The following is a 22,931-nucleotide window of genomic DNA, read 5'->3' as shown; positions in this document are numbered from 1 at the left end:
GGCTCGCGTGGAACCGGGTTCTTGAGGGCGCCGCAAGGGGGAGAACGTCGCGTGGACGCCTCCGTGGGAAGGCTCCGCCGGTGAGGGCGCAGCAGAAAGGGTGCGGCAGCGTGAAAGGCTGCGGCGGTTTACTCGGTCCGGCCGCGCTTGCGCCGGGAGACCACGGTGAACACGGCGAGGATGATCAGGCCGGTGACGCCACCGGTGATGCCGGGAACCAGCCAGGCGGGGAGTCCGCCGTCGTTGGTTTCGGCCGTCTCGGTGCCTTCAGCGCTCTCGGTCGCTTCGGCGTCGGACGCGTTGTCACCGGCCTCGGAGGGAACCGCTGTGGCGGCGGAACCTGCCACAGCGTCAGCGCCAACGAGGAACTCGTAGCTTCCGGTGATCGGGTGGCCGTCAGATGATACGGCGCGCCACCGGACCGAATATTCTCCATTGGGCATATCTGTGGGCAGCGGCTGGGCGAGGGTTTCGCGGTTCAGGACGGGGGCGCTTTCGGCCCAGTTCCGTCCCTCGGCGTCCAGGACCTGAATTTGGTTGCCCAGGTCCATCAGGGCCGAGCTGAACGTCAGCTCCAATTCCGCCGGTGCTGCTTCCAGCCGCTCTCCGGCAGCCGGAAGGGTGCTGACAAGTTCGTCATGCGCGGCCGCCGCCGGAGCGGTAGCCAGCGCGGCGCCGCCACCGGCCAAAATCAGGGCTGCGAGGAGCAGTGCGCGGAGTGCCTGCGCAGGGCGGACGGGACGGGATGCTGCGGATACTGCTGTTGCTCCTGATGCTCCTGATGGGACGGATGCTGTGGAGGAGAAAACTGATGGGTACGAAAAAATAGACATGGCTGCTTCCTGGCCGGCGTGCTGCCGGCGGCTGCTGGGAGGAAAGCCCTGCACGGATTGGTGCGGGACTAGAAGGACACAGCAGCAGCCGGTGGTCCCCGGTGGCGCATGGCCAGCAGCGGTACGCCGAGGTTCCGGAGCGGAGCAACCGGAACCAGCACGGAGAGCTTGGGGATCCGCGGCCCCAGGGGCAGCGGAAGAATCAGCGGCAGGATGGTGGTGATGCGCAGCCGCATGGCCGCCAGGATGCGCAGCAAAGCGGCCTCTCCGTTGCGGATCAGGGCAATGGTGGCCGCGGCGGCCAGCAGGTGGCCAAGCCACATCAGCGCGGAGGAATGCCCGGCCGCCATTCCGGCTGCGTCCTGTCCTGTCCCCGCCAAGTGAGCAAAGGCGTCCGGATTCAGCGGAATGGCATGAGCGGAGTGGGCGGCGTGACCCGCATGGCTTTCCTGGGCGGCTGCGCCCGCACCAGCGGACGGGATTCCCGCGCCGCCGACAGTGAACAGCACGTGGAAAATACCCTGGCTGGCCAGAACTGCTCCGGTTGTACCGGGAAGGGACAGCGACCGCCCCGCCAGCGCGCAGGACACCATCCCGGACAGCGCCAGGCAGAACAGCACAATGGAGGGGTGGGGAATGAGGCCGCCGGCCAGCACATGGGAGGCGGCAGCCACGGCCGTGGCCGCGAATGCTGCGGCCCAGCCGCGCACCAGGCGTGCGCCACGCGTGCTCATGATCCCTCCCGGATGCGGCTCGGGCCGGTTCGGCAGGTGCTTCTCCGGCTGCAAGACATTCTTCCCGTATTTCTACAGGTTGTCGAATAGGCTGCGGCTGCCGGTCCGGGGGCTGCCTCTGGGCATTCCGCTAGGGTGGTCGAAAACGGGCGGAACGTCCAAACACAAGCTGGATCGGGGGCAGCAGTGGTTACCAGCAGGAGAATCGGCACGAGAACCGGCAGGATAGCCGGCACATGGATCAGGACGTCTGCTGTGGGCATCGCGATCCCGGCCCTGCTGCTTGTGTCCGCGTGCGGGACGGGGACTGCCGAAGGGCAGGAGTCCGCCGCAGCCGATGCCGGCGCGGCTGATGCCGGCGCGGCCAGGATCGAACAGCTGCAGTCCGAACTGGCAGCTTCGCACGGCGGTGGCGTCCCGGAAACATCCACCTCCGGCGGTGGAGTTGCCGGCCCGGACGCTCCGAACCAGCTGCACCTTGGCCCGCTCCTGACCGGCCCGTTGGAAGCGCGGTTTGTCTGCGACACCGGAACCGCCAGCATCTCCATCAGCGGCGGACCCCGCACCGAGATCCCCTGCGGACCGGTGGAGGTCATCAGCGGGATCAACCCCTACAAGGACGGCACGGGAATATCCATCGATGTCAGTGCCGATTCGGAACTGTACTGGGCCGTGGAGTTTTCCTAATCCCGGCGCGTCCCGGAGCTTTAAATCGCCTGGCCTCAGTCCTGGAATACGGGTTTGCGCTTTTCGATAAAGGCCGAGAACCCCTCGGTGTAGTCCCGGGTTCCGCTGAGGATGCCCTGGGCTTTGTTCTCTTCCTCCATGGCGGTCCACAGTCCAATTCGTGAGTCCCGGATTTCGGCCACCAGAGCTTTGGAAATCCGGTAGGCGCCGCCTGAACCGGCAGCCACCCGCGCCACGATGTCCCGGGTGTGTTCCAGCAGCTGGCCGGCCGGGAAGGAACGGCTGAACAGCCCGGAGGTTACGGCCTCTGCCCCGGTCATGAGGTCGCCGGTATAGATCAGGTCCAGGGCACGGTGGGTGCCCAGGCGTTCGGTAAAGAGCCAGTGTCCGCCGGAATCCAGGGCCGCGCCCAGCGCCGCAAACGGGGAGCCGATCTTGGCATCCTCCGCCACGTACACCACGTCGGTGGCCACCAGAAGGCCAAGTCCGACGCCGAGGCATGCCCCCTGGACCGCAGCGAAGGTGGGCGCCGGAAAAGCGGCCATCTTCTGCAGCAGCGGCGTGACCCGCTCCCCCAAAAAGGCGTACGCATCGTCATTTGCCGGATCCACCACCGAAATGTCCCGGCCGGCGCAGAACGCTTTCCCCTCACCGCGCAGCAGGAGGGCGCGCACCCCGGGCACCGCCGCGGCGTCGTACGCCTGGGACAGCTGCGCCAGCGCCTCCTCATTCAGCGAGTTCAATTTCCGCGGCGAGTTCAGGACAATTTCCGCGATGCCGTCAGTGACAGTCAGATCAATCACGGGGTGCTCCGTTCCTTGAGGGATCTAGGCGTCGTAATCAACGATGACTTCCCGGCTGGTGGGCCGGCTCTGGCAGGTCAGGACGTATCCCTTTTCCAGCTCGTCCGGTTCCAGCGCGTAGTTCTCTTCCATCTCCACAGTGCCGGAAACAATCTTGGCGCGGCAGGTGCCGCAGACACCGCCCGCGCAGGCGAACGGAACGTCCGGCCGGGCACGTAGCGCGGCATTGAGGATGGATTCGCGGGCATGGGTGGGACTGGCCACCTTTCCCTGCAGTCCGTCCAGCCGGAAGGTAATGGAGTAGCTGTCAGCACCGGGGTCGACGACGACGGGACGTCCCGTGGAGCCCTCGGGCCGGCCCGGCTGGCCGGTGGAAAAGAGTTCATAGCGGATTTTCTCCGCCGGCACCCCACGGTCCGCAAGGGCGTCCCGGCACATCTGGACCAGGTCAAAGGGCCCGCAGAGGAACCATTCGTCCACCCGGGGCGTGGGCAGCACTGCGTCGATCAGGGTGGCCAGCTTCCCGGCGTCGATACGTCCTGACAGCAGGGGTGAGATGCGCTGTTCGCGGGACAGCACATGGTGCAGGGCAAACCGGGACGGATACCGGTCCTTCAAATCCGCCAGCTCTTCCAGGAACATCACGTCCATGGCTGCTTTGTTGGCGTACACCAGGTCAAAGCGGGCGGTGCCCGATGACGCGAGCACGGTGCGGGCTATGGCGATGACCGGCGTGATGCCGGATCCCGCCGCCACGGCCACAAACACGTCTTCCCCGGAAACGTCGAGGTCCTCGGGGTGGTTCAGCCCGTTCATCGGATGCTTGGAGATGAACCCGCCGGACGGGCTCATCACGTCCAGCACGTCGCCGGCCTTGAGGTGTTCGTTGGCCCAGTTGGAGAACTTTCCGCCGAGATCACGCTTGATTGCGACACGGATTTCCCCGGGCACCGGTTCGGCGCAGATGGAGTAGCTGCGCCGGATCTGCTGGCCGTCCAGGGTGGTGCGCAGCGCAACGTACTGGCCGGGAAGGTAGTCGTAGGACCCGGACAGGGCCTCGGGAACCGCGAATGTTACTTCGATGGCGTCCTCCGTCAGGCGCCGGACCCCGGCGACCGTCAGGGGATGGAAGGCAGTGCGGCGGGACGGAGAGGCAGCTGGCGGTGTCGCAGCGGACGCCGGCGCGGTGGAGGGCATGGTCAGAGCACCTTGAAGTAGTCGAAGGGTTCACTGCACTCCTGGCAGACGTAGAGCGCCTTGCAGGAGGTGGAGCCGAACCGGGTCAGTTCGCGCGTGTTCAGTGATGAACACTGCGGGCATTTCACGCTCAGGCCCAGCCTCACCCGGCCGGCGGCGGCGAGTCCGGTGGGCGGTGCGATGCCGTAGGCGGTGAGCTTGTCCTTGCCCGCTTCGCTCATCCAGTCGGTGGTCCAGGCCGGAGCCAGGACCAGGTCCACCCGCACGCGGTCAAAGCCACCGGCGGCCAGGGCGGCGGTGACGTCTTCCCTGATGGCGTCCATCGCCGGGCAGCCCGAGTAGGTGGGCGTGACCGTCACGGTGACGCTGTCCGGACCCGAAACCTCAACCCCGCGCAGCACCCCGAGGTCCTCGATGGTCAGCACCGGAATTTCGGGATCGCAGACGGTGGCGGCAAGGTCCCAGGCGCGGGCAGCTGCGGGGTCGGCGGGCCGCACGGCCTGCGTTCGGGTTTCGGTCATTGCTGCCTACCAGCTGGCGCCGGGGTGTTCCCGGGCCAGCACCTGCATCTCCGCCAGCAGATAGCCCAAATGTTCGCTGTGGCGTCCCTGGCGTCCGCCGCCCGGTGCGGCCGGCACGTCCGGGACTTCCAGCTCTGCTTCGCCCAGGACGGCGCCGATGCCGGCGTCGAAGTTTGTACGCAGCGAGGAGGGAAGTGGAGCGACGCCGGACCCGGCCAGGGCGCGCACGGCGTCGTCGTCGTCGAACAGTTCGCCCAGATAGGGCCACACCAGTTCCAGTCCGCGGCTGATGCGGCGGCGGGACTCGTCGGTACCGCCGGCCAGGCGCAGGATCCATTGGGCGCTGTGGTCGCGGTGGTAATCCACCTCCTTGACCGCTTTGGCGGCAATGGCCGCCAGGGTGGGATCGGTGGAGGACACCAGCGCGGTGTAGAGCTCGAAAGAATAAAAGGAAGCCGCCAGCTGCCGGGCTATGGTCCGCGCGAAGTCACCGTTGGGCTGCTCAAAAAGGTGCGCGGAGCGGAATTCGCCCTCCCGGCGCCAGAAGGCCAGGTCATCCTCGGTCCGTCCCGTCGCCGATCCGGCATAGGTGAGGAAGGACCGGGCGTGCCCGAGCAGATCCAGGCCGATATTGCCCAGCGCCACGTCCTCCTCCAGCTCCGGAGCCCGGGAAATCCACCAGCCCAGCCGCTGGGCCAGGATCAGGGAGTCGTCACCGAGGCGCAGGGCATAGTCGGCGACGTCGGCCGGCGCCAGGGTGCCGGACGCGGCGATGTCCTCGGGGCGCAGGGCGTTGCCGGGAGTGATGCGGGTGGCGCTGTCCGAGCTCACAGGTGCTTCACTCCTTCGGACTTGGTGTAATACGTGGCGTGGCGGTAGTCCTTGCCCTGCGGGGATTCAAAGAAGGAGCCCTTGGAATCCGGGTCGGAGGCAATAATGGCCGACGCCGGAACCACCCAGAGTGATACGCCCTCGTTGCGGCGGGTGTACAGGTCGCGGGCGTTGCGCACGGCCATCTCCGCATCCGGTGCATGCAGCGAGCCGGCATGGACGTGGGAGAGCCCGCGCGAGGAGCGGACAAACACTTCCCACAACGGCCAGGCCGATCCCAGCGCCGCGGCTTCGGCGGCCGTCCCCGGAGTATCGGAAGTCTGCGTGCCTGCGGGCTTGGCGCCGTCGTCGCCCGTTGTTGATCCGGAAACCACTTACGCCACCTCTGCCTGTCGTGCCTGTGCCGCCGCCGTCGCCGCCGCCTGTTTGGCCGCGTAGGCGGCCGCTGCTTCGCGCACCCAGGCGCCGTCTTCGTGTGCTTCCCGGCGGCGGGCCAGGCGCTGGGCGTTGCAGGGACCGCGGCCGGCAAGGACTTCCTTGAACTCCGCCCAGTCCAGCGGTCCGTGCTCCCACTGGCCGGTGTCCCCGTTGTAGCGGATCCGGTCATCGGGCAGGGTCAGCCCGAGGACCTTCACCTGCTCCACGATCATGCCTACGAAGCGCGAGCGCAGTTCATCGTTGGAGAAGCGCTTGATGTTCCAGGCCATGGACTGCTTGGAGTTGGGCGAATCGTCATCGGGCGGGCCGAACATCATCAGCGACGGGGCGTACCAGCGGTTGATCGCGTCCTGCGCCATCTCCCGCTGCGCTTCGGTGCCGTTGGCCAGTTCCAGCAGGATTTCAAAGCCCTGCCGCTGGTGGAAGGACTCTTCCTTGCAGATCCGCACCATGGCCCGGCCGTAGGGTCCGTAAGATGCCCGGCACAGCGGCACCTGGTTGCAGATGGCGGCGCCGTCAACTAGCCAGCCGATGGCTCCCATGTCCGCCCAGCTCAGTGCGGGGTAGTTGAAGATCGACGAGTAGCGGGCCTTGCCGGCGATCAGGTCCGCCGTCATTTTCTCCCGCGGAGTGCCGAGTGTTTCGGCGGCTGAGTACAGGTAAAGTCCGTGGCCGGCTTCATCCTGCACCTTGGCCATCAGGATGGCCTTGCGCTTAAGCGAGGGTGCGCGGGTGATCCAGTTGGCCTCCGGCTGCATGCCGATGATCTCGGAATGCGCGTGCTGGGAGATTTGGCGGACCAGGGTCTTCCGGTAGGCCTCGGGCATCCAGTCCCGCGGCTCAACGCGGGAGTCTTCGGCCAGCAGATGCTCAAAATGTGATTCCGGGCCGGATGTGTCGCCGGCAGCCGGTGCTTCGGCGGGAACGGACGCCACAGGAGCTTCGGTAAACAACTGCATAACTGCCACCTCAATGTGCGGAACGGAGCCGGACAGAACGGATGGAACGCATTTACTGACCGTTCGTTCAGGATATGCGTGTGGGCTGCATCACGTCAAGGAAGCCACTAGGTAGACAGACAAACTAGTTAATGCCATTATCTAGTTGTGCAGACACTCCCCTGGCCCAGCGACTGGATGCGGGCAACCCTTGGCCTGTGCGTCCTGAAGGCGCTCGACGGCGGCGCCACTTACGGTTATGCCATCGCGGCGCTGCTCGAGGAACAGGGCTTCGGGAACATCAAGGGCGGCACGCTGTACCCCCTGCTGACCCGCTTTGAAACCGCGGGCTGGGTGACCACCGCCTGGCGGGCCGGTGACGGCGGGCCCGGCCGCAAGTACTTTTCCCTCACTGCCGACGGCCGCCGGGAACTGGAAGCGCAGCGCGAGCTGTGGGTCAGGTTCACCGGCACTGTGGATCACTACCTGTTTGTGCAGGAACATCATGACCGCACCTCCGAAAGGGGCACCCATGGAAACCCGTGACGGCCGCAACGGCACAACGCCGGATAAAGCCACCCGCCGCTGGTTCGATGACTTCACCATGGAACTACGCCTGCGTGATGTCCCGGGCGAAGCCATCGGCGACGCCGTGGCTTCAGCGCGGGAATTCCTGGCTGACTCCGGCGGCACCCCGGCCGACGTCTTCGGTGATCCCCGGACCTACGCCGAAAACCTGGACCTCCCACGCAACCGAATGTCGCCATCCGCGTGGGCCGCACTGTTGGTTCCCAGTTGCCTGGGCCTGCTGGGCTTCTTCACCGTGGCCGCTGCGGTCAGCTCCAGTGACGCCAGCGTCCAGGTCACGCTGTCGGGCTTCCTCCTCGCCCTGACCGGCCTGGCGGGAGCCGCCTGCGCGCCTCTCCTGATGGGCTTCATTGTCCGGCGCCCGATGTGGCTGGTCGCCCTGGCCGGCGGGATCTTCTTTTCGCTGCAGGTGGTGGTCGCCCTGCTCGCCGGAGGCGTTGTGCTCTTCACGCTGCCGGCGGTTCCCCTGGCGCTGGTCGGCGGCGCGGTGCTGCTGGCCACTTCCCTCTGGGGACAGTTCCGCAAAGGCGTCACTGATGACCCGATCGTGGAACCGATGAAGACTGCGCCGCACTCATCGTTTGGCCTCATGCTGCTGGAAGTGCTGGGTAACTGGATGCTCTTCCTGGCCGCGGCCGCCCTGGCCGCCTGGTTCCTGCTGCGGCCCTAGGCACTGCCGTTCCTGGAACAAGCCTCAGGTCTTCGGGCGGGTGTACGTCTCGGGGTGCACGGCCATAAAAATTGAATACCGGGTGGCGTCCTCATCGGATTCCGGGGGTTCCTGCGCGGATAGCTCGTCGAGGAGCTCCATCATCCGGTCCAGGAACCTGTCATGCCCGGCCTTGGTGAGGCGGACACCGCGGCGGGATATCTCCACCTCTGCGGAATCGGGCACCTGCCCCACTTCCGAGACAAAGGCGTTGATCATGGCACTGCGCAGTCCTATGTCCCGGGCATCCATGCTGAGGCGGGCAGACTTTCCCGTGGCGAGGTACGGCACTTCATAGGCCCCGCTTGGCCCGGACCGGGCATCCTGCGCTTCGAGGAAACCCGCGGCAACAAGCTTCCGGACGTGAAAGAGAACCGTGGCGGGATTGGCTCCCAGCCGGGTGGCAATCTCCTTGTTGGTCAACTGCTCCTGCAGGCACAGGCGGAGGATCCGCATCCGTACCGCCGAGGCAAGGGCCTTGGCCTCTTCCTCGCTGGGTGACCGCGGAGGAGCCGGGCGCCTCTCATCTGTCATGCGTTGCAGATTATCAGAGACACTCTTGGTCAAACTCAATCAGTTGGGCGGAGCCAACTGCACGCGGCCCGCCCGGTAAGCCGCCAGCATAAACAGCGCGGGGCCCTTCGTCCCCCGGAGCCGGATGGATATATTCGGGGCATGACTACTTCTCCCACCCCTCCCGTTGCCAAAAAGGTTCCCACCGAGCGCGTCCATCACGGAGACACGTTCATTGACGAGTATGAGTGGCTGCGGGAGAAGGAAAACCCCGAGGTGGTGGCCCACCTCAAGGCCGAGAACGCCTACATGGAAGAGGTCACCGCGCACCAGGAGAAGCTGCGCCAGGAGATCTTCGACGAGATCAAGAACCGCACCGAGGAAACCGACCTGTCCGTGCCGGCCCGCAAAAAGGGCTGGTGGTACTACTCCCGCACCGAAGAGGGCAAGCAGTACTCCATCCACTGCCGCACCGCGGCGCAGGACACCGGAGACCTGGACGCCGACTGGACACCACCCGTCGTCGAGCCCGGAGTACCGGTGCCCGGCGAGCAGATCCTGATCGACGGCAATGCCGAGGCCGAGGGCAAGCCCTTCTTTGCGCTCGGCGGCCTCGCCGTCACCGAGGACGGCAACCTGCTCTCCTACTCCGAGGACAATGCCGGCGACGAGCGGTTCACCCTGCGGATCAAGGACCTGCGCACCGGAGAGCTGCTGCCGGATACCGTCGCCAACGTCTTCTATTCCCTGGCTTTCTCCCCCGACGGCACCCGCGTCTTCTACACCGTCGTTGACGACTCCTGGCGCCCCTACCAGATCAAGGCCCACACCCTCGGCACTCCGGTGGAGGACGACGTCGTCATCTACCAGGAGGACGACGTCGCCATGTGGACCGGCTTTGACCTCTCCGCGGACCGGAAGCAGCTGCTGATTGGCATCAGCAACTCGGAATACTCGGAGTACCGGGTCCTGGACTTCGAGGATCCCGCCGGCGAAGTGCGGACCCTGATTCCGCGCAGCGAACGCATCCTCTACGAGGCCGAGCCCGTGACCCTCGCCGGCGAGCGCCATTACCTGATCACGCACAACAAGGACGCCCTGAATTCCATGCTCTCGCTCGTGGCCGAGACGGAGTTCGCCCTGCCGCTGGACGAGCAGCACTGGAACACCGTGGTGGCGCACGACGACGCCGTCCGGGTCAACGGCGCGGCCGTCACCAAAACCCACGTCATTGTCTCGGTCCGCAAGGACACCACCGAGCGGGTGCAGATCCTTCCGCTGGAAGGCCTGGGCACCGAGGTGCAGGGAGACCCGGTGGAGCCGGCCTTTGACGAGGAGCTCTACACGGCCAACCTGGCCAACGCGGAGTACGACTCCCCGATTATCCGGCTCAGCTACACCTCCTACCTGACTCCCCCGCGCGTCTACGACTATGTGCTGGCCACCGGCGAGCTGGAGCTGCGCAAGGAAACTCCCGTCAAGGGCGGCTACAACCCGGCCGAGTATGTTGCCGAGCGCGCCTGGGCCACGGCCGGCGACGGCACCCGCATTCCTCTCTCGGTGCTGCGCCGTGCCGAGCTGAAGCAGGACGGCAGCAACCCGGCGCTGGTGTACGCCTACGGCAGCTACGAAATCAGCATGGAACCCGCCTTCAGCGTTGCCCGGCTGTCCCTGCTTGACCGCGGCGTCATCTTCGTGGTCGCCCACATCCGCGGCGGCGGCGAGATGGGCCGCACCTGGTACGACCAGGGCAAGAAGCTGCAGAAGAAAAACACCTTCAGCGACTTTGTGGCGGCCACCGACTACATTGCCTCCTCCGGCTGGGTGGACCCGAACCGGATTGCCGCGATGGGCGGCTCCGCCGGCGGACTGCTGATGGGCGCCGTGGCCAACCTGGCGCCGGAGAAGTACCGGGCGATCGTGGCGCAGGTGCCCTTCGTGGACGCACTGACCACCATCTTGGATCCGGAGCTGCCGCTCTCGGCACTGGAGTGGGAGGAATGGGGCAACCCGATCACCGACCCCGAGGTTTACCGGTACATGAAGGAGTACACCCCGTACGAGAACATCCGCGCCGTGGACTACCCGCGCATTGCCGCGGTGACCTCCTTCAACGACACCCGCGTGCTGTACACCGAGCCCGCCAAGTGGGTCGCGAAGCTGCGCGAGGTCACTACCGGAACCGAGCCGATTGTCATGAAGATCGAAATGGACGGCGGACACGGCGGCGCCTCCGGGCGGTACGAGGCCTGGAAGGACCGGTCCTGGGACTACGCCTTTGTGCTGGACGCCCTGGGTGCTGAGGAGCCGATCCCGGCAGCAGGAAAGTAACAGCAGGACGCCTGACTGGCTGGCAGCTTATGGCGCCGGAACCGGAACGTTTACTCGCCCGGTTCCGGCGCCGGCTTGTTAAGGGGCGCAGGTCTATTCAGCGGCTTCTTCGCTGGTGCCGGCTTATTTCCCGGCTCCTGCCTGGGTGGCTTGCCGCCCTGCCGCGCCTGCTTGGGTGCCCGCTTGTTTTGCTGCAGCAGTGTGAGTGAAATGGTCGCCACCGTCAGCAGGACCACCCCCACGATGAGCAGGTCCAGGTGGTCGCGGATAAACGGGAACCGGTTCCCGAGGACGTAGCCCAGCAGGGTCAGTCCCATCCCCCACAGCAGGGCGCCCGCGGCGTCGAACATAACGTACGCGGAATAGCGCATCCTGCCCACTCCAGCCACCACTGGCGTAAAGGTCCGAACGATTCCCACGAACCGGGCCAGCGTGATCGCTTTGCCGCCGTGCCGGGCGAAAAACTCCTCGGCCCGGTCCACGTTCTCGCGCCGGAATATCCGGGAATCCGGCCGGGAAAACACCGCAGGGCCGGCCCGCCGGCCGATCCAGTATCCCAGCTGGTCTCCGGCAAACGCTGCCAGGGAAATCAGCAGTCCCATCAGCCACACGTTCACGTCCACGGTTCCGGTGGCGATCAGGAGCCCCGCCGTGAACAGCAGGGTGTCTCCCGGCAGGAAGAACCCCACCAGCAGTCCCGTTTCGGCAAACACGATGCCGCAAACCACCAGTACCACCCAGGGACCCAGGGCCGGATCGGCCAGGAAGACCTGTGGATCCAGCCACTCAGGAAGCATGGGACACCGCAGCCCCGCAGGCCGATTCCCCAGCCGCGGCCGCGGCGTTGAAAAGTATCACCTCCTCAAACTACGGCACTGCACCGGGCGGTGTCCCGGCCTGCCGCAAACCCGGCCCTGACCTCGCCTCCGTTCCCCCGCCCGGCACTTGACAGTGATGCCCGTCACAGGATTACCTCATGAACATTCGGTAAAGAATTCGGGAGGTTTTATGGCCGACGCCGGTGTCGCCGCTTCGGAACAGCACACTTCGGGACTGGACCAGGGGTTGGACCACGCCATTTTGGAGCACGACGACGCCGCCCGGCTGCTGGGCATCGCCGTCGAACATCTGGGCCCGGGTGAGGCAACCTGCACCATGGCCGTGCGGGCCGACATGCTCAACGGGTTTGGCATGGCCCACGGCGGCATGGTGTTTTCCCTTGCCGATACCGCGTTTGCGCTGGCCTGCAACCCCGGCGGCACAGACACCATCAGTGGCATGGAGCTGATCACCGTTGCCTCCGGCGCGGACATCAGCTTCATCTCGGCCGCCATGCCCGGTGAAACCCTCCGGGCGGTGGCCCAACACCGGGCGTCGTCGGGGCGCAGCGGCGTTTATGACATTGAGGTCACCGCCGTCGAAGCCGGTGGCAGTGCCCGGATTGTGGCCGAGTTCCGCGGCCGTTCACGCTCCATTCCGAACCCGGCTTACCGGCCCAGGTCCTAGCCCCACTCCCACACCACCAGCCGCCGACACCACCAGCGCAAAGGGCACCCCCATGGCTTCCACCTCCGCACTGCTCAAATCGACAGCCGCAGATCCCGGCTCACTGGATCCGGAAGAGCGGATGAGCCGCGACCAGATCGAGGACCTGCAGCTGACCCGTCTGCAGCACACCCTGGCGTACGCCTATGAGCGCGTGCCGCTGTACCGGCGGAAGTTCGACGACGCGGGCGTCCACCCGGAAGATTTGAAGGAACTGTCGGACCTGGCACGGTTCCCGTACACCACCAAGGAGGACCTGCGGCAGACATATCCGTTCGGAATGTTTGCCGTTCCGCAGGACCGCGTGGCCCGGATCCATGCCTCCTCCGGGACCACGGGCCGGCCCACCGTTGTGGGCTACACGGCCGGGGATTTGGACCGCTGGGCCACCCTCGTGGCCCGCTCGCTGCGCGCCTCCGGGGTCAAGCCCGGCTACAAAGTCCACAACGCCTACGGCTATGGCCTGTTCACCGGCGGCCTGGGCGCCCATGCCGGAGCCGAGAAACTGGGTTGTACGGTCATTCCCATGTCCGGCGGGCAGACCGAGCGCCAGGTCCAGCTCATCCTGGACTTCGAACCGGACACCATCCTGTGCACCCCCACCTACCTGCTGACCATTGCCGATGCCCTGACGGCCGCAGGCGTAGATCCGCGGTCCACCGCACTGAAAAACGCCGTGCTGGGCGCCGAACCGTGGACCGAGGAAATGCGCCACGAACTCGAAACCGCCATGGAGCTGGACGCGTGCGACATTTACGGGCTGTCCGAGGTGATGGGTCCCGGCGTCGCCGGCGAATGTGTGGAAAGCAAGGACGGCACCCATATCTGGGAGGACCATTTCCGTCCCGAGATCATTGACCCCTTTGATGACACCCGGGTGCTCGACGACGGGGAACCCGGCGAACTGGTGTTCACATCCCTGACCAAGGAGGCGCTGCCGATCATCCGCTACCGCACACATGACCTGACCCGCCTCCTGCCAGGCACCGCCCGTCCGGGCATGCGCCGCATGGGCCGGATTACCGGACGCAGCGACGACATGATCATCCTGCGCGGCGTAAACCTCTTTCCCAGCCAAATCGAGGAGATCGCCCTACGCGTCCCGGCTCTGAGCCCGCACTTCCAGTTGGAAATCACCAGGCCGGACCGGATGGATGAGCTCACCGTGAAAATTGAGCGCCGAATCGAATCCACCCTGGCTGTCTGCCTCGCTGCCGCCGCCGAACTGGAGACCCAAATTAAGGTCCACACCGGGTCCTCATGCCGGGTGCAGGTGGCGGAACCCGGGACGCTTGCCCGCTCCAGCGGCAAACTGCGCCGGATCTACGATCTGCGCGGCAAGGACGCCTCAGCCCTGCAGGGCTGAGGCTGCCGCGGTGGTTCGTGTGAAAATGGATCCCATGCCTTCAACCCCCGCTGCCTCGGCCGGTCCTGCCGCAGCCAGCCCTGTTGCCGCCCGCCGCGGCCGTCCCGGATATGACCAGCAGTCAGTCCTTGCCATTGCCGTGGACGTGTTCAACAAGCACGGCTACGAGGCCACGTCGATGGGCATCCTCGCCGAAAACCTGGGCATCACCAAGTCCGCGATTTACCACCATGTGCCGTCCAAGGGCGACCTGCTGCGGCTGGCTCTGGAAAACGCCCTGGGCGGGCTCGAAGCGGTGCTCGACGACGCACGCTCCTCCAACGGTCCCGCGGATGCCCAGCTGGAGTTTGTGCTGCGCGGGACCATCCAGGTCCTTACCGAGCGGCTCCCGTTTGTGACGCTGCTGCTGCGGCTCCGCGGAAACACGGACATCGAGCGCGATGCGCTGGCCCGGCGCCGAGACTTTGACCACCGCGTTGCGGACCTGGTGCAGGCCGCCCAGAACGAGGGGACGCTGCGCGGCGACATTGACCCGCGGACCACCACGCGGCTGCTGTTCGGCACGATCAACTCGATCGTGGAGTGGTACCGGCCAGGCGGCCCCATTTCTCCGGACCAACTGGCGGACGACCTCATCACGATGGTCTTTGACGGCCTCCACCGCAGCAGCTAACTGACAGGACCCTTTGCGCAGAACCACGGGTGAATTGAAACTGGAACCATCTGTCCCCTGGACCCTCCCCTGTTGCCCCACCTTTGTCCCCTCTGAGCCCAGCGCTCCTCCCCGTGGTGCGCTCCTCCCCGTGGTGGCCTAGAACGGCGGCGGGTCCCCACCGTAGTCGTCGTCACTATTGCCCGGAGAGGTATCTGCGGCTGATCCGGTCCGGACAACATCCGGCTGACTCGCCCGCAGAACCGGGGCAAGAGCCAGGTGTGGTTCGGTGCGGTACGTCCTCCCTCCCGGCGATGTCCATTCGATAATCCCGGCCACCGGCTGGCATGCCTTCCAGAATCCCTGCGTCTTGAACATGTGGTGCCGCCGGCACAGATATTCGAGGTTGTCATGATCCGTGGCTCCACCTTGAGCCCAGGGCTTGGTGTGATCAATCTCGGATATCACGGCGCCGGACCGGCACCCGGGAAAACGGCATGTCCCGTCTCGAGCCCTCAGCCAGCGCTGCAGTCCTGACGGAACTTTCCTCCGGCGCCCAACCCGCGCAGGATTTCTTTTGTTTCAGGATCCCTCTCCACAGGAGTCCACTTCATGGCCTCGCGGGCCATCCGGCGGGCTGTTTGCGGACTGATCGGCCCGTAGCCAAGCAGCTCGGCAGGTTGGTTGTCCGCCCCGAAGAGGGTTTCGGCGTTAATCAGTACCAGGACCTCAGTCCGGGCCTTGGCTCGCGCGTTGGCTCCGGTGTCGCCGGTGCAGCTGCCGCTGCCGCTGCCGCTGCCGCTGCCAGTGTGCGAGGGGCGGCCGACACTGTTTATCAGCAGATCCGCAAGGATGTCCGCCCGCAGTTGGTCCACGGTGCGGGGATCTCCATCTGCCTGCTCGCCTCTGGCGGCTTTGCTCAGCTGGGTGAAGACCGCCTGCGCATTCTCCGCCGGAAGGAAGGCTGACAGCCAGGACATTCCATCATCGGCCGGTTCCAAACAGACCTTTCGCTTCTCGAACGCGGTCAGCTGGCGCTCCACGATGCTCTGCGGAAACTGGTTCTCCCGCAGCCGCCGGGCCCGCACCCGGAACTGGGGCGGGGTTTGGCCTGCTGCGGCGTCCAGCAGTTCCGTTTCAAAGGCTGGAAGATCTTTCGACTCAACACCCTGGGACTGATCCAATACCGTCTGCGCGTGGCCATAGCCGATCCCGCCCTGCTCAAGCCTGGCCAGCGTCGCGGAGTACGCCCGGCACAGCCTCCCCGCCTCGGACATCAGCCGTTGAGCGGTGCTTTCCGGAACGGCAAGGATGGCCGCTGCCTCCGAGGCCGCAAGGCTGAACACCATTCCGGCGTCAGGTTTCCCCGACGGGAAAGTCATCTCATCCCGGTAGATGTTCTCCATCCGGTGCAGGACTTTGGCCTGCTGCGCCTGCGCCCACCGGATCAGGCAATCAAGGCGGGATAGCGCCACACCGGCGGTCTCCTCATCCAGTCCGTCCGCGCCCTGCAGGACCAACGTGCCGGAGAAACCGGCAGCGTCCCCCGGAGCAGGAGGGCCGTATGGAGCAGGAAAGCCGCCCCGAGCACGAAAGCCGTCCGGAGCAGGCGAGATATCGGGGCGGGCGGAAACATCGGCGGAAGAGACACCGGCAGCGGGAACCGGTACAGCGTGGAAGACCGAGCGGCCGGGAAAAGTCTTGTGCTGATCCATGCCTTCAGGCTTTCATCCGCCTCTGACATTTCCGCCCCCGAAAACAGCCTTAAATAGCCTTCAGCAGACCAATACCCGCCCCGTGGATACCCGTCTTTTGAGACCAACTACCTGCCCGAATCATGACCCGCGGGAGAGCCCGTGGCAGCCCTAGCTGTGCTTGGCCACGAGGGTCAGCACGTCATAGGTGGCCACGACGTCGTCGTTCTGGTTGGTCAGCAGCGCGTCCCAGGCCACTTCGCCGTACTCGTCCGTTTCGCGCGGAGTGATTTTTTTGGCCGTCAGCGTGACCCGGATGGAGTCGCCGGCGGCCACCGGCGTGATGAACCGCAGGTTCTCCAGGCCGTAATTGGCCAGCACGGGCCCCGGCGCCGGATCCACGAACAACCCGGCCGCCCAGGACAACAGCAGGTAGCCGTGGGCCACGATTCCCGGGAAGAAGGGGTTGGCCTCGGCGGCTTCGGCGTTGGTATGTGCGTAGAAGGTGTCCCCGGTGGTGCGGGCAAAGGCGTCTATGTCGGCCAGCGTGACTTCGCGCAGCTCCGACCGGACGGCGTCGCCAATCTTCAGAGCGGCAAGGTCCTTGCGGAAGGGATGGGTGGCATCGAAGTTCCGGTCCGCGCCGGTGTGCCAGACGCCGGTCAGCGCAGTGAGCATGTTAGGTGATCCCTGAACTGCGGTGCGCTGCATGTGGTGCAGCACCGAGCGGATGCCGCCGAGTTCTTCACCGCCGCCGGCACGTCCGGGGCCGCCGTGGATGAGGTGCGGCACGGGCGAGCCGTGTCCGGTGGAGGTCCGGGCGTCCTCGCGGTTCAGGATCAGCACCCGGCCGTGGTGTCCGGCGATGCCGAGCGTCAGCTCCCGCGCGGTGTCCGGATCATTGGTGCACACGGTGGCCACCAAGGATCCGCCTCCCCGGGCAGCCAGGCGCACGGCGTCGCCAACCTCGTGGTAGCCGATAACCGAGGCCACGGGGCCGAAGGCCTCCACCGAGTGCAGGGCATCCGCCTCGGTGTCATCCCAGGTCAGCAGTATCGGAGCCAGGAAAGCGCCGTCGGCTGCGGGCCCACGTGTTCCGTCAGCGCGGACCACTTCCGGAGCCTGCAGCGAACCGTAGGCAAGGTTGGCACCGGCGTCGAGCAGTGCCTGGACGGAGGAGCGCACGCCCTCGAGCTGCTCAACGGAGGCCAGTGCCCCCATGGTCACCCCGTCGGCGCGCGGATCGCCCAGGACCACTCGCTCGTCGATGCGTTTCCCGGCGGCGGCCACGACGTCGTCCACCAGGGCTGCGGGCACAATGGCGCGGCGGATACTTGTGCACTTCTGGCCGGCCTTCACGGTGATCTCGGTGACCAGGGATTTCACGAAGGCTTCGAACTCGGGGGAGCCTGGCGCAGCGTCCGGGCCGAGGATGGCGGCGTTCAGCGAGTCGGTCTCGCAGGTGAAGCGGACGCCGCCCTCCGCCACGTTCGGATGTGCCTTGAGCCGCTCGGCTGTGGAGGCGGAACCGGTGAAGGACACATAGTCGCGGTAGTCCAAATGATCCAGCAGGTCGCGGGCGGAGCCGGAGATCAGCTGCAGGGAACCGGCTGGAAGAATCCCGGAATCCACGATCAGCCGCACCGCTTCCGCCGCCAAATAGCCAGTGGGTGTCGCCGGTTTGACGATGCTGGGCAGCCCCGCAATAAACGCCGGTGCGAGCTTCTCCAGCATGCCCCAGACCGGAAAGTTGAAGGCGTTGATCTGCACTGCCACCCCGGGCAGGGAGGTGTAAATGTGCTCGCCAATGAAGGAGCCGTCCCTGGACAGCGCTTCGGGCGGGCCATCCACCAGCACCGTGGAGTTGGGCAGTTCGCGGCGGCCCTTCGAGCCGAAGGTGAACAGCACGCCGATGCCGCCGTCGATGTCCACCAGCGAGTCGGTGCGGGTGGCGCCGCTGCGGGCGGAGACCTCGTACAGCTCGTCACGGTGGGCGTTCAGATAGCCCGCGAGTTCTTTCAGCTTCAGGGCCCGCTGGTGAAAGGTGAGCTGCTGCAGTCCGCGGCGGCCAACGGTGCGGGCGTGTTCGACGGCGGCGGCAAGGTCCAGTCCAGCGGTGCTGACCAGCGCCAGGGACTCTCCGGTGCTGGCGTCCCGCACTTCGGCTGGTTCCGCGGCCGTGAGCTCGGAGCGGTCGGGAGTCCACCAGGAGTCGCGGACGTAGCTGGGGACAATGGAAACGTCTATGGCGGTTGAGGTCATCTTTGACAGGCCCTTTCACAACGTTGATCCGGCCGGCCGTGCGGCGGGCGGCTTCGTCCGGGCAGTGCGGCAGGCAGTCCCGGCGGTAACCGGAGATGAGGCCCCGCAGTGAGCGGGAGGGGCACCGCTGCATAACTGACCGGACGGTCGGTAATAGGGATCAGGCTACAGGAGGATGGAGTGCCGCACACCCTTACTACTGAAAGAAGGCTTCCGAGGTAAACCACGGGAAATCTACCCGTTTCCGGACACCAGACTCCTCTTGGACATGACCGCGGGACTAGGGTTTGAGCGCGTATCCGGACTCGCAGAGGAGCGATCATGCGGAACTTTGAAGCCCCAACAACCTTTGGATCCCATCCCGGGTGCAGTACGGCACCCCGGCTGCGGCGGGCCGGGTTTGTCATCGCGCTGACGCTTGGCCTCACTGGTCTGCTCGCCGGTGCCGCAGCTCCGGCCGGCGCCTCCACGGTGACGGTCAGCTCCGCGGACCAGCAGGCATGGCCCGACGGGCGTGGTGGTGAGGGGCGTGGTGGTGAGGGGCGCGGCAGTGGAGGCGACGGGCGCGGTGGTGGAGGCGACGGGCGCGGCTGGGGCGGCGGTCACGGGGACGGCCGGGGGCACGGCCACGGCCGGAACCGGACCGTCGATTACGTGGCGTTCGGTGACTCCTACGCTTCAGGCTACGGCGGCGGCCCCGTCCTGGATGCCTGCGGCCGGACCGCCGAGGGGTACCCCACTCTGCTGGATGCACTGCCGCGCGTGGAACTGGACAGCTTCCAAGCCTGCGCCGGCGCCACCGCTCTCACCACCGAACCTGCTCCCCCTGCCGGCCCCGTGGACCTGCCCGAGCAAATCTCCGCCGCTGTCTCTGCCGATCTCCTGAACCGTCAAACCGATTTGGTCACCGTCACGATCAGCGGCAACGACGTGCAGTTCGGGTCCGTAGTGGCTGCCTGTTTGGGAGATGTGCTTCCGGAAACCTGCGCCCCGGCTCTTGCAGCGGCCCAAAACTTTGCCGAGACCGCCGTCGTGCCCCAGCTTCAGGCCAGCTTCGCCGCGATTCGCGAGGCCGCACCCCGGGCCGAACTCGTGGTGGCCGGATATCCGCACCTGTTTGATGGCACCACCCCCGGAGCCCTCAGCATTGAAGCGCAGAACCTGTTTAACGCCGGAACCGACGCCCTTAACGCAGTTGTGGCGCAGCAGGTTGGCGACGGCACGTTTGTGGACGTCACTGAGGTGTTTGCCGGCCACGGCATTGGATCCGCGGAATCCTGGATCCTCCCCCCGGACGTGCAGTTTGGCCTGCATCCCACCGCTGCCGGCTACTGCGAGGGATATCTGCCGGCCATCGTGGAAGCCGTGGACTTCCTGAATCGGAACGGCAAGGGGGACGGCGGCTGCCGGGGACGTGGCTGACTGATCGCGGCTGACTGATCGCAGCTTCCCCGGCACGGGACGGCTTCGGCCCGGGACGGTTGACTTCGTCCCGACGGGAGTGGCTACGCCCCGGCCCGAACGGTCAGCACCTCGGCCAGGTCAAACTTCACCGGCTCCTCCAGCTGGTCATAGGTGCAGGACTCAGGTGTCCGGTCCGGCCGCCAGCGCAGGAACTGGGCGGTGTGCCGGAACCGCTCACCTTCCATGTGGTCGTACTTGACCTCCACCACCCGCTCGGGACGCAGCGGCACAAAGGACAGGTCCTTGTCTCCGCTCCAGCGGCTGCCCTCGGAATTGCGCGGAGTGCGTGTGCCGGCGTCCTGCTTGTCCGCCGTCCACGGGTGGTCCGCGGAGTCTGAGATGAGCGGCTGCAGTTCGGTGAACAGTTCCCGCCGCCGTGCCATGCTGAAGGCGCCGGCTACGCCCACGTTGGTGAGGTCGCCGTCGTCGTTGTAAATACCCAGCAGGAGCGAGCCCACGGCGTCGGGCCCGCTCTTGTGCACCCGGTAGCCGGCCAGCACGCAGTCCGCGGTCCGCTCATGCTTGTACTTCGCCATGGTCCGCTTGCCCGGCTGATAGATATCCCCGAGCGGCTTGGCCACAATTCCGTCCAGACCGGCACCCTCGAATTCGCCGAACCAGCGCTGCGCGGTTGCCGGATCGGTGGTGGCGGCGGTGAGGTATACCGGCGCCTGCGCTCCGGCCAGAGCTTCTGCCAGCGCTGCGCGGCGTTCCGCATACGGCCGGTCCAGGTAGCTGTCGTCACCGAGGGCCAGCAGGTCAAAAGCCGCGAAGGCCGCCGGAGTCTGCTCCGCGAGCAGCTTCACCCGGCTGGCCGCGGGATGGATGCGCTGCTGCAGCACTTCGAAGTCCAACCGTTCGCCGGAAGCACTGATCAGGATAATCTCGCCGTCCACCACGCAGCGCTCGGGCAGGTTGTCCTTGAGCGACTGAACGAGCTCGGGAAAGTAGCGGGTCATCGGTTTTTCGTTGCGGCTGCCGATCTCCAGCTCATCCCCGTCCCGGAAGATGATGGAACGGAAACCGTCCCATTTGGGCTCGTAGGAATACTCGCCCTCAGGCAGGGAATTGACGGCTTTGGCCAGCATGGGGGCCACGGGCGGCAGGACCGGAAGTCTCATGCGCCCATTCTTACCCGGGAAACACGGTTGCGCCCAGCCCGGCGGCAAACGCGGTCAGCAAGTTCCGTCCCTGCTGCCAGTCCCCCACGCCGCTCTCATCGTTGATGTGCGCCAGTGCGCCGGCGTCGACCAGTGGAACACCCCACGCTCCGGCCAGCAGCCGCGCTCCCGGCAGGGTGCAGTACGGATCATTTTCGCTGGCCACCAGGAGTCCGGGCACGGGGAGCGGCTGAAGCCTCGGATCCCGGAAGGAACCGGCGGTGTCGGGAAATGCCGGTTCGGCCGGGTCCGGCGGCGCAACCAGCAGTACGCCGCGGGCACCGCCGGGATTGCGCAGCAGCCATTCAGCCGAGGCCAGGCAGCCCAGGCTGTGGGCCACCAGGATGGTGTCGCCGGCGCGGCGGCCGGCGGCGTCGTCGAGCGCGTCCAGCCAATTTTCCAGGTTCGGGTCATCCCAGGACGACGGCGAAATCCGGGACATTTCCGCCGCACCGGCCTGCCACAGGCTTTGCCAGTGTGCGTCATTGGAACCGCCAATGCCGGGGACCATGGTCAGGTGCATGCTGTTTCCGCCTTCCTTCGCCGCGTATCCAGCCGGTGCCGGATCCGGGATGCTTTTTTGGGGAATATCTCTTCGGGAACCGGCGCTGTGCCTGAACATGAAGAACATCGGTTTCCTGTCCTTTGGACATTACCGGGATGTGCAGGGATCCTTTGTCCGCACTGCCCGTGACGCGCTGCTGCAGACCATCGACCTGGCGGTGGCTGCGGAGGACCTCGGAGTCAACGGAGCGTATCTCCGGGTGCACCATTTCGCTCCCCAGTTCGCGGCTCCGTTCCCGCTGCTGTCGGCCATGGCGGCCCGGACCAGCACTCTGGAACTGGGCACCGCGGTGATCGACATGCGGTATGAAAATCCCCTCTACATGGCCGAGGAAGCAGCTGCCGCGGACCTGATCAGCGGCGGGCGGCTGCAGCTGGGCCTGAGCCGGGGATCCCCTGAACCTGCCCTGCGCGGCTATGAGGCCTTCGGTTACGTTCCGGCCGACGGGAACACCGACGCCGATGAGGCCCGCAAACACACCCTCGTATTCCGTGCCGCCATCGCCGGCGCCGGCCTTGCGCCCGCGGATCCGGTGATGACGGGCACCTCCGGAACGCTGTCGGTGGAACCCCAGTCGCCTTCACTTAGCAACCGGATCTGGTGGGGTTCAGGCACGCGGGCCACGGCCAAATGGACGGGGCAGCAGGGCATGAACCTGATGAGCTCAACCTTGCTGACTGAGGACACCGGCGTTCCCTTTGACCAGCTGCAGGCAGAGCAGATAGCCCTGTACCGCTCGGCCTGGGCCGAGTCAGGACACGAGGGCACGCCGCGGGTTTCCGTGAGCCGCAGCGTCATTCCGCTGGTGACGGACGAGGACCGGCGGTACTTCGGGCTCCGCGCCCTGGCCGATACCCGGGACCAGGTGGGCACGCTGGACGGCGGGCTGGCCCGTTTCGGCAAGAGCTACATCGGAGAACCGGACGTCATCGCCGAACAGCTCGCCGGCGACGCCGCGGTCCGGGACGCCGACACCGTGCTGATCACCGTTCCCAATCAGCTGGGCGTGGACTACAACACGCAGCTGCTGGAGAACATCATGAAGCACGTTGCTCCGGCAGCCGGCTGGCGCTAATTGGACGAGCTGGCTGCGGGCCGGG

The 22,931-nt window shown here is 66.2% G+C and carries 24 protein-coding genes; 9 read left to right on the top strand and 15 right to left on the bottom strand.

Features of this window, described 5'->3' with window-relative positions; translation table 11 throughout:
- Window positions 1-128: 128 nt before the first annotated feature.
- Window positions 129-833, bottom strand: coding sequence for a copper resistance CopC family protein (locus AAE021_RS00520; RefSeq protein ID WP_342023758.1), 705 nt, complete (start codon window positions 831-833; stop codon window positions 129-131).
- Between the two features lie 68 nt (window positions 834-901).
- Window positions 902-1,567, bottom strand: coding sequence for a hypothetical protein (locus AAE021_RS00515; protein WP_342023757.1), 666 nt, complete (start codon window positions 1,565-1,567; stop codon window positions 902-904).
- Between the two features lie 255 nt (window positions 1,568-1,822).
- Here AAE021_RS00515 and AAE021_RS00510 point away from each other — a divergent pair, with 255 nt between their 5' ends.
- Window positions 1,823-2,254 carry a hypothetical protein gene (locus tag AAE021_RS00510; protein WP_342023756.1) on the top strand — a complete coding sequence of 144 codons (432 nt, stop codon included), beginning with the start codon at window positions 1,823-1,825 and terminating at the stop codon, window positions 2,252-2,254.
- A gap of 35 nt (window positions 2,255-2,289) precedes the next feature.
- Here the strand turns inward: AAE021_RS00510 and AAE021_RS00505 are convergent, their stop codons facing one another.
- The 6 genes from AAE021_RS00505 to paaA all read right to left on the bottom strand — a co-directional run bounded on the left by AAE021_RS00505 (window position 2,290) and on the right by paaA (window position 7,003).
- Window positions 2,290-3,057, bottom strand: coding sequence for an enoyl-CoA hydratase/isomerase family protein (locus AAE021_RS00505; RefSeq protein ID WP_342023755.1), 768 nt, complete (start codon window positions 3,055-3,057; stop codon window positions 2,290-2,292).
- Between the two features lie 24 nt (window positions 3,058-3,081).
- A complete protein-coding gene (paaE, locus tag AAE021_RS00500; protein WP_342023754.1) occupies window positions 3,082-4,254 on the bottom strand; it encodes a 1,2-phenylacetyl-CoA epoxidase subunit PaaE in 1,173 nt (390 codons plus the stop codon).
- Window positions 4,255-4,256: 2 nt separating this feature from the next.
- Window positions 4,257-4,775 (bottom strand): 1,2-phenylacetyl-CoA epoxidase subunit PaaD, encoded by a 519-nt coding sequence (gene paaD, locus AAE021_RS00495; protein WP_342023753.1) that lies wholly within the window; start codon window positions 4,773-4,775, stop codon window positions 4,257-4,259.
- 6 nt (window positions 4,776-4,781) lie between these two features.
- Window positions 4,782-5,606 (bottom strand): 1,2-phenylacetyl-CoA epoxidase subunit PaaC, encoded by an 825-nt coding sequence (gene paaC / locus AAE021_RS00490; RefSeq protein ID WP_342023752.1) that lies wholly within the window; start codon window positions 5,604-5,606, stop codon window positions 4,782-4,784.
- Window positions 5,603-5,887, bottom strand: coding sequence for a 1,2-phenylacetyl-CoA epoxidase subunit PaaB (paaB, locus tag AAE021_RS00485; protein ID WP_342025269.1), 285 nt, complete (start codon window positions 5,885-5,887; stop codon window positions 5,603-5,605). Before paaB ends, paaC begins: the two co-directional genes overlap by 4 nt.
- A 93-nt stretch (window positions 5,888-5,980) precedes the next feature.
- Window positions 5,981-7,003, bottom strand: a complete 1,023-nt coding sequence (gene paaA / locus AAE021_RS00480; RefSeq protein ID WP_342023751.1) for a 1,2-phenylacetyl-CoA epoxidase subunit PaaA — start codon at window positions 7,001-7,003, stop codon at window positions 5,981-5,983.
- Between the two features lie 177 nt (window positions 7,004-7,180).
- Here paaA and AAE021_RS00475 point away from each other — a divergent pair, with 177 nt between their 5' ends.
- On the top strand, window positions 7,181-7,528 hold the full coding sequence (locus tag AAE021_RS00475) for a PadR family transcriptional regulator (RefSeq protein ID WP_425362466.1): 348 nt from the start codon (window positions 7,181-7,183) through the stop codon (window positions 7,526-7,528).
- Window positions 7,515-8,240 carry a hypothetical protein gene (locus AAE021_RS00470; protein WP_342023749.1) on the top strand — a complete coding sequence of 242 codons (726 nt, stop codon included), beginning with the start codon at window positions 7,515-7,517 and terminating at the stop codon, window positions 8,238-8,240. Before AAE021_RS00475 ends, AAE021_RS00470 begins: the two co-directional genes overlap by 14 nt.
- A gap of 24 nt (window positions 8,241-8,264) precedes the next feature.
- Here AAE021_RS00470 and AAE021_RS00465 read toward each other — a convergent pair whose 3' ends face one another.
- Window positions 8,265-8,813 (bottom strand): winged helix-turn-helix domain-containing protein, encoded by a 549-nt coding sequence (locus AAE021_RS00465; RefSeq protein ID WP_342023748.1) that lies wholly within the window; start codon window positions 8,811-8,813, stop codon window positions 8,265-8,267.
- 141 nt (window positions 8,814-8,954) lie between these two features.
- Between AAE021_RS00465 and AAE021_RS00460 the strand changes: the two genes are divergently transcribed.
- A complete protein-coding gene (locus AAE021_RS00460; RefSeq protein ID WP_342023747.1) occupies window positions 8,955-11,123 on the top strand; it encodes a S9 family peptidase in 2,169 nt (722 codons plus the stop codon).
- Window positions 11,124-11,173: 50 nt separating this feature from the next.
- On the opposite strand, the gene AAE021_RS00455 is transcribed toward AAE021_RS00460, so the two are convergent.
- Window positions 11,174-11,920 (bottom strand): DedA family protein, encoded by a 747-nt coding sequence (locus AAE021_RS00455; protein WP_342023746.1) that lies wholly within the window; start codon window positions 11,918-11,920, stop codon window positions 11,174-11,176.
- Window positions 11,921-12,131: 211 nt separating this feature from the next.
- Between AAE021_RS00455 and paaI the strand changes: the two genes are divergently transcribed.
- The 3 genes from paaI to AAE021_RS00440 are packed head-to-tail and all read left to right on the top strand — an operon-like array spanning window position 12,132 to window position 14,707.
- Window positions 12,132-12,629 (top strand): hydroxyphenylacetyl-CoA thioesterase PaaI, encoded by a 498-nt coding sequence (gene paaI, locus AAE021_RS00450; protein WP_342023745.1) that lies wholly within the window; start codon window positions 12,132-12,134, stop codon window positions 12,627-12,629.
- 52 nt (window positions 12,630-12,681) lie between these two features.
- A complete protein-coding gene (gene paaK, locus AAE021_RS00445; protein WP_342023744.1) occupies window positions 12,682-14,034 on the top strand; it encodes a phenylacetate--CoA ligase PaaK in 1,353 nt (450 codons plus the stop codon).
- A 34-nt stretch (window positions 14,035-14,068) separates the two neighbouring features.
- Window positions 14,069-14,707: a TetR/AcrR family transcriptional regulator gene (locus AAE021_RS00440; RefSeq protein WP_342023743.1), complete on the top strand. Its 639-nt coding sequence runs from the start codon at window positions 14,069-14,071 to the stop codon at window positions 14,705-14,707.
- A gap of 138 nt (window positions 14,708-14,845) precedes the next feature.
- Here the strand turns inward: AAE021_RS00440 and AAE021_RS18060 are convergent, their stop codons facing one another.
- The 3 genes from AAE021_RS18060 to paaZ form a co-directional block, all read right to left on the bottom strand.
- On the bottom strand, window positions 14,846-15,154 hold the full coding sequence (locus AAE021_RS18060) for an HNH endonuclease (protein WP_425362427.1): 309 nt from the start codon (window positions 15,152-15,154) through the stop codon (window positions 14,846-14,848).
- Window positions 15,155-15,201: 47 nt separating this feature from the next.
- The gene (locus AAE021_RS00435) at window positions 15,202-16,401 is read right to left on the bottom strand and encodes a DUF222 domain-containing protein (protein ID WP_342023742.1); all 1,200 of its coding nucleotides are present in this window, start codon (window positions 16,399-16,401) and stop codon (window positions 15,202-15,204) included.
- 150 nt (window positions 16,402-16,551) lie between these two features.
- A complete protein-coding gene (gene paaZ / locus AAE021_RS00430) occupies window positions 16,552-18,642 on the bottom strand; it encodes a phenylacetic acid degradation bifunctional protein PaaZ (protein ID WP_342023741.1) in 2,091 nt (696 codons plus the stop codon).
- 321 nt (window positions 18,643-18,963) lie between these two features.
- Between paaZ and AAE021_RS00425 the strand changes: the two genes are divergently transcribed.
- Window positions 18,964-20,064 (top strand): SGNH/GDSL hydrolase family protein, encoded by a 1,101-nt coding sequence (locus AAE021_RS00425; RefSeq protein WP_342023740.1) that lies wholly within the window; start codon window positions 18,964-18,966, stop codon window positions 20,062-20,064.
- A gap of 83 nt (window positions 20,065-20,147) precedes the next feature.
- Here AAE021_RS00425 and AAE021_RS00420 read toward each other — a convergent pair whose 3' ends face one another.
- On the bottom strand, window positions 20,148-21,227 hold the full coding sequence (locus tag AAE021_RS00420) for an ATP-dependent DNA ligase (protein ID WP_342023739.1): 1,080 nt from the start codon (window positions 21,225-21,227) through the stop codon (window positions 20,148-20,150).
- A gap of 10 nt (window positions 21,228-21,237) precedes the next feature.
- Window positions 21,238-21,789 carry an RBBP9/YdeN family alpha/beta hydrolase gene (locus AAE021_RS00415; RefSeq protein WP_342023738.1) on the bottom strand — a complete coding sequence of 184 codons (552 nt, stop codon included), beginning with the start codon at window positions 21,787-21,789 and terminating at the stop codon, window positions 21,238-21,240.
- 97 nt (window positions 21,790-21,886) lie between these two features.
- On the opposite strand from AAE021_RS00415, the gene AAE021_RS00410 reads away from it, so the two are divergent.
- Complete coding sequence (locus tag AAE021_RS00410) at window positions 21,887-22,906, top strand: LLM class flavin-dependent oxidoreductase (protein ID WP_342025268.1); 1,020 nt, start codon at window positions 21,887-21,889, stop codon at window positions 22,904-22,906.
- Window positions 22,907-22,931 lie beyond the last annotated feature (25 nt).

The organism is Arthrobacter citreus, from assembly GCF_038405225.1.
Taxonomy (GTDB): Bacteria; Actinomycetota; Actinomycetes; order Actinomycetales; family Micrococcaceae; genus Arthrobacter_B; species Arthrobacter_B citreus_A.
This window is presented reverse-complemented; position numbering and strand designations above follow the sequence as displayed.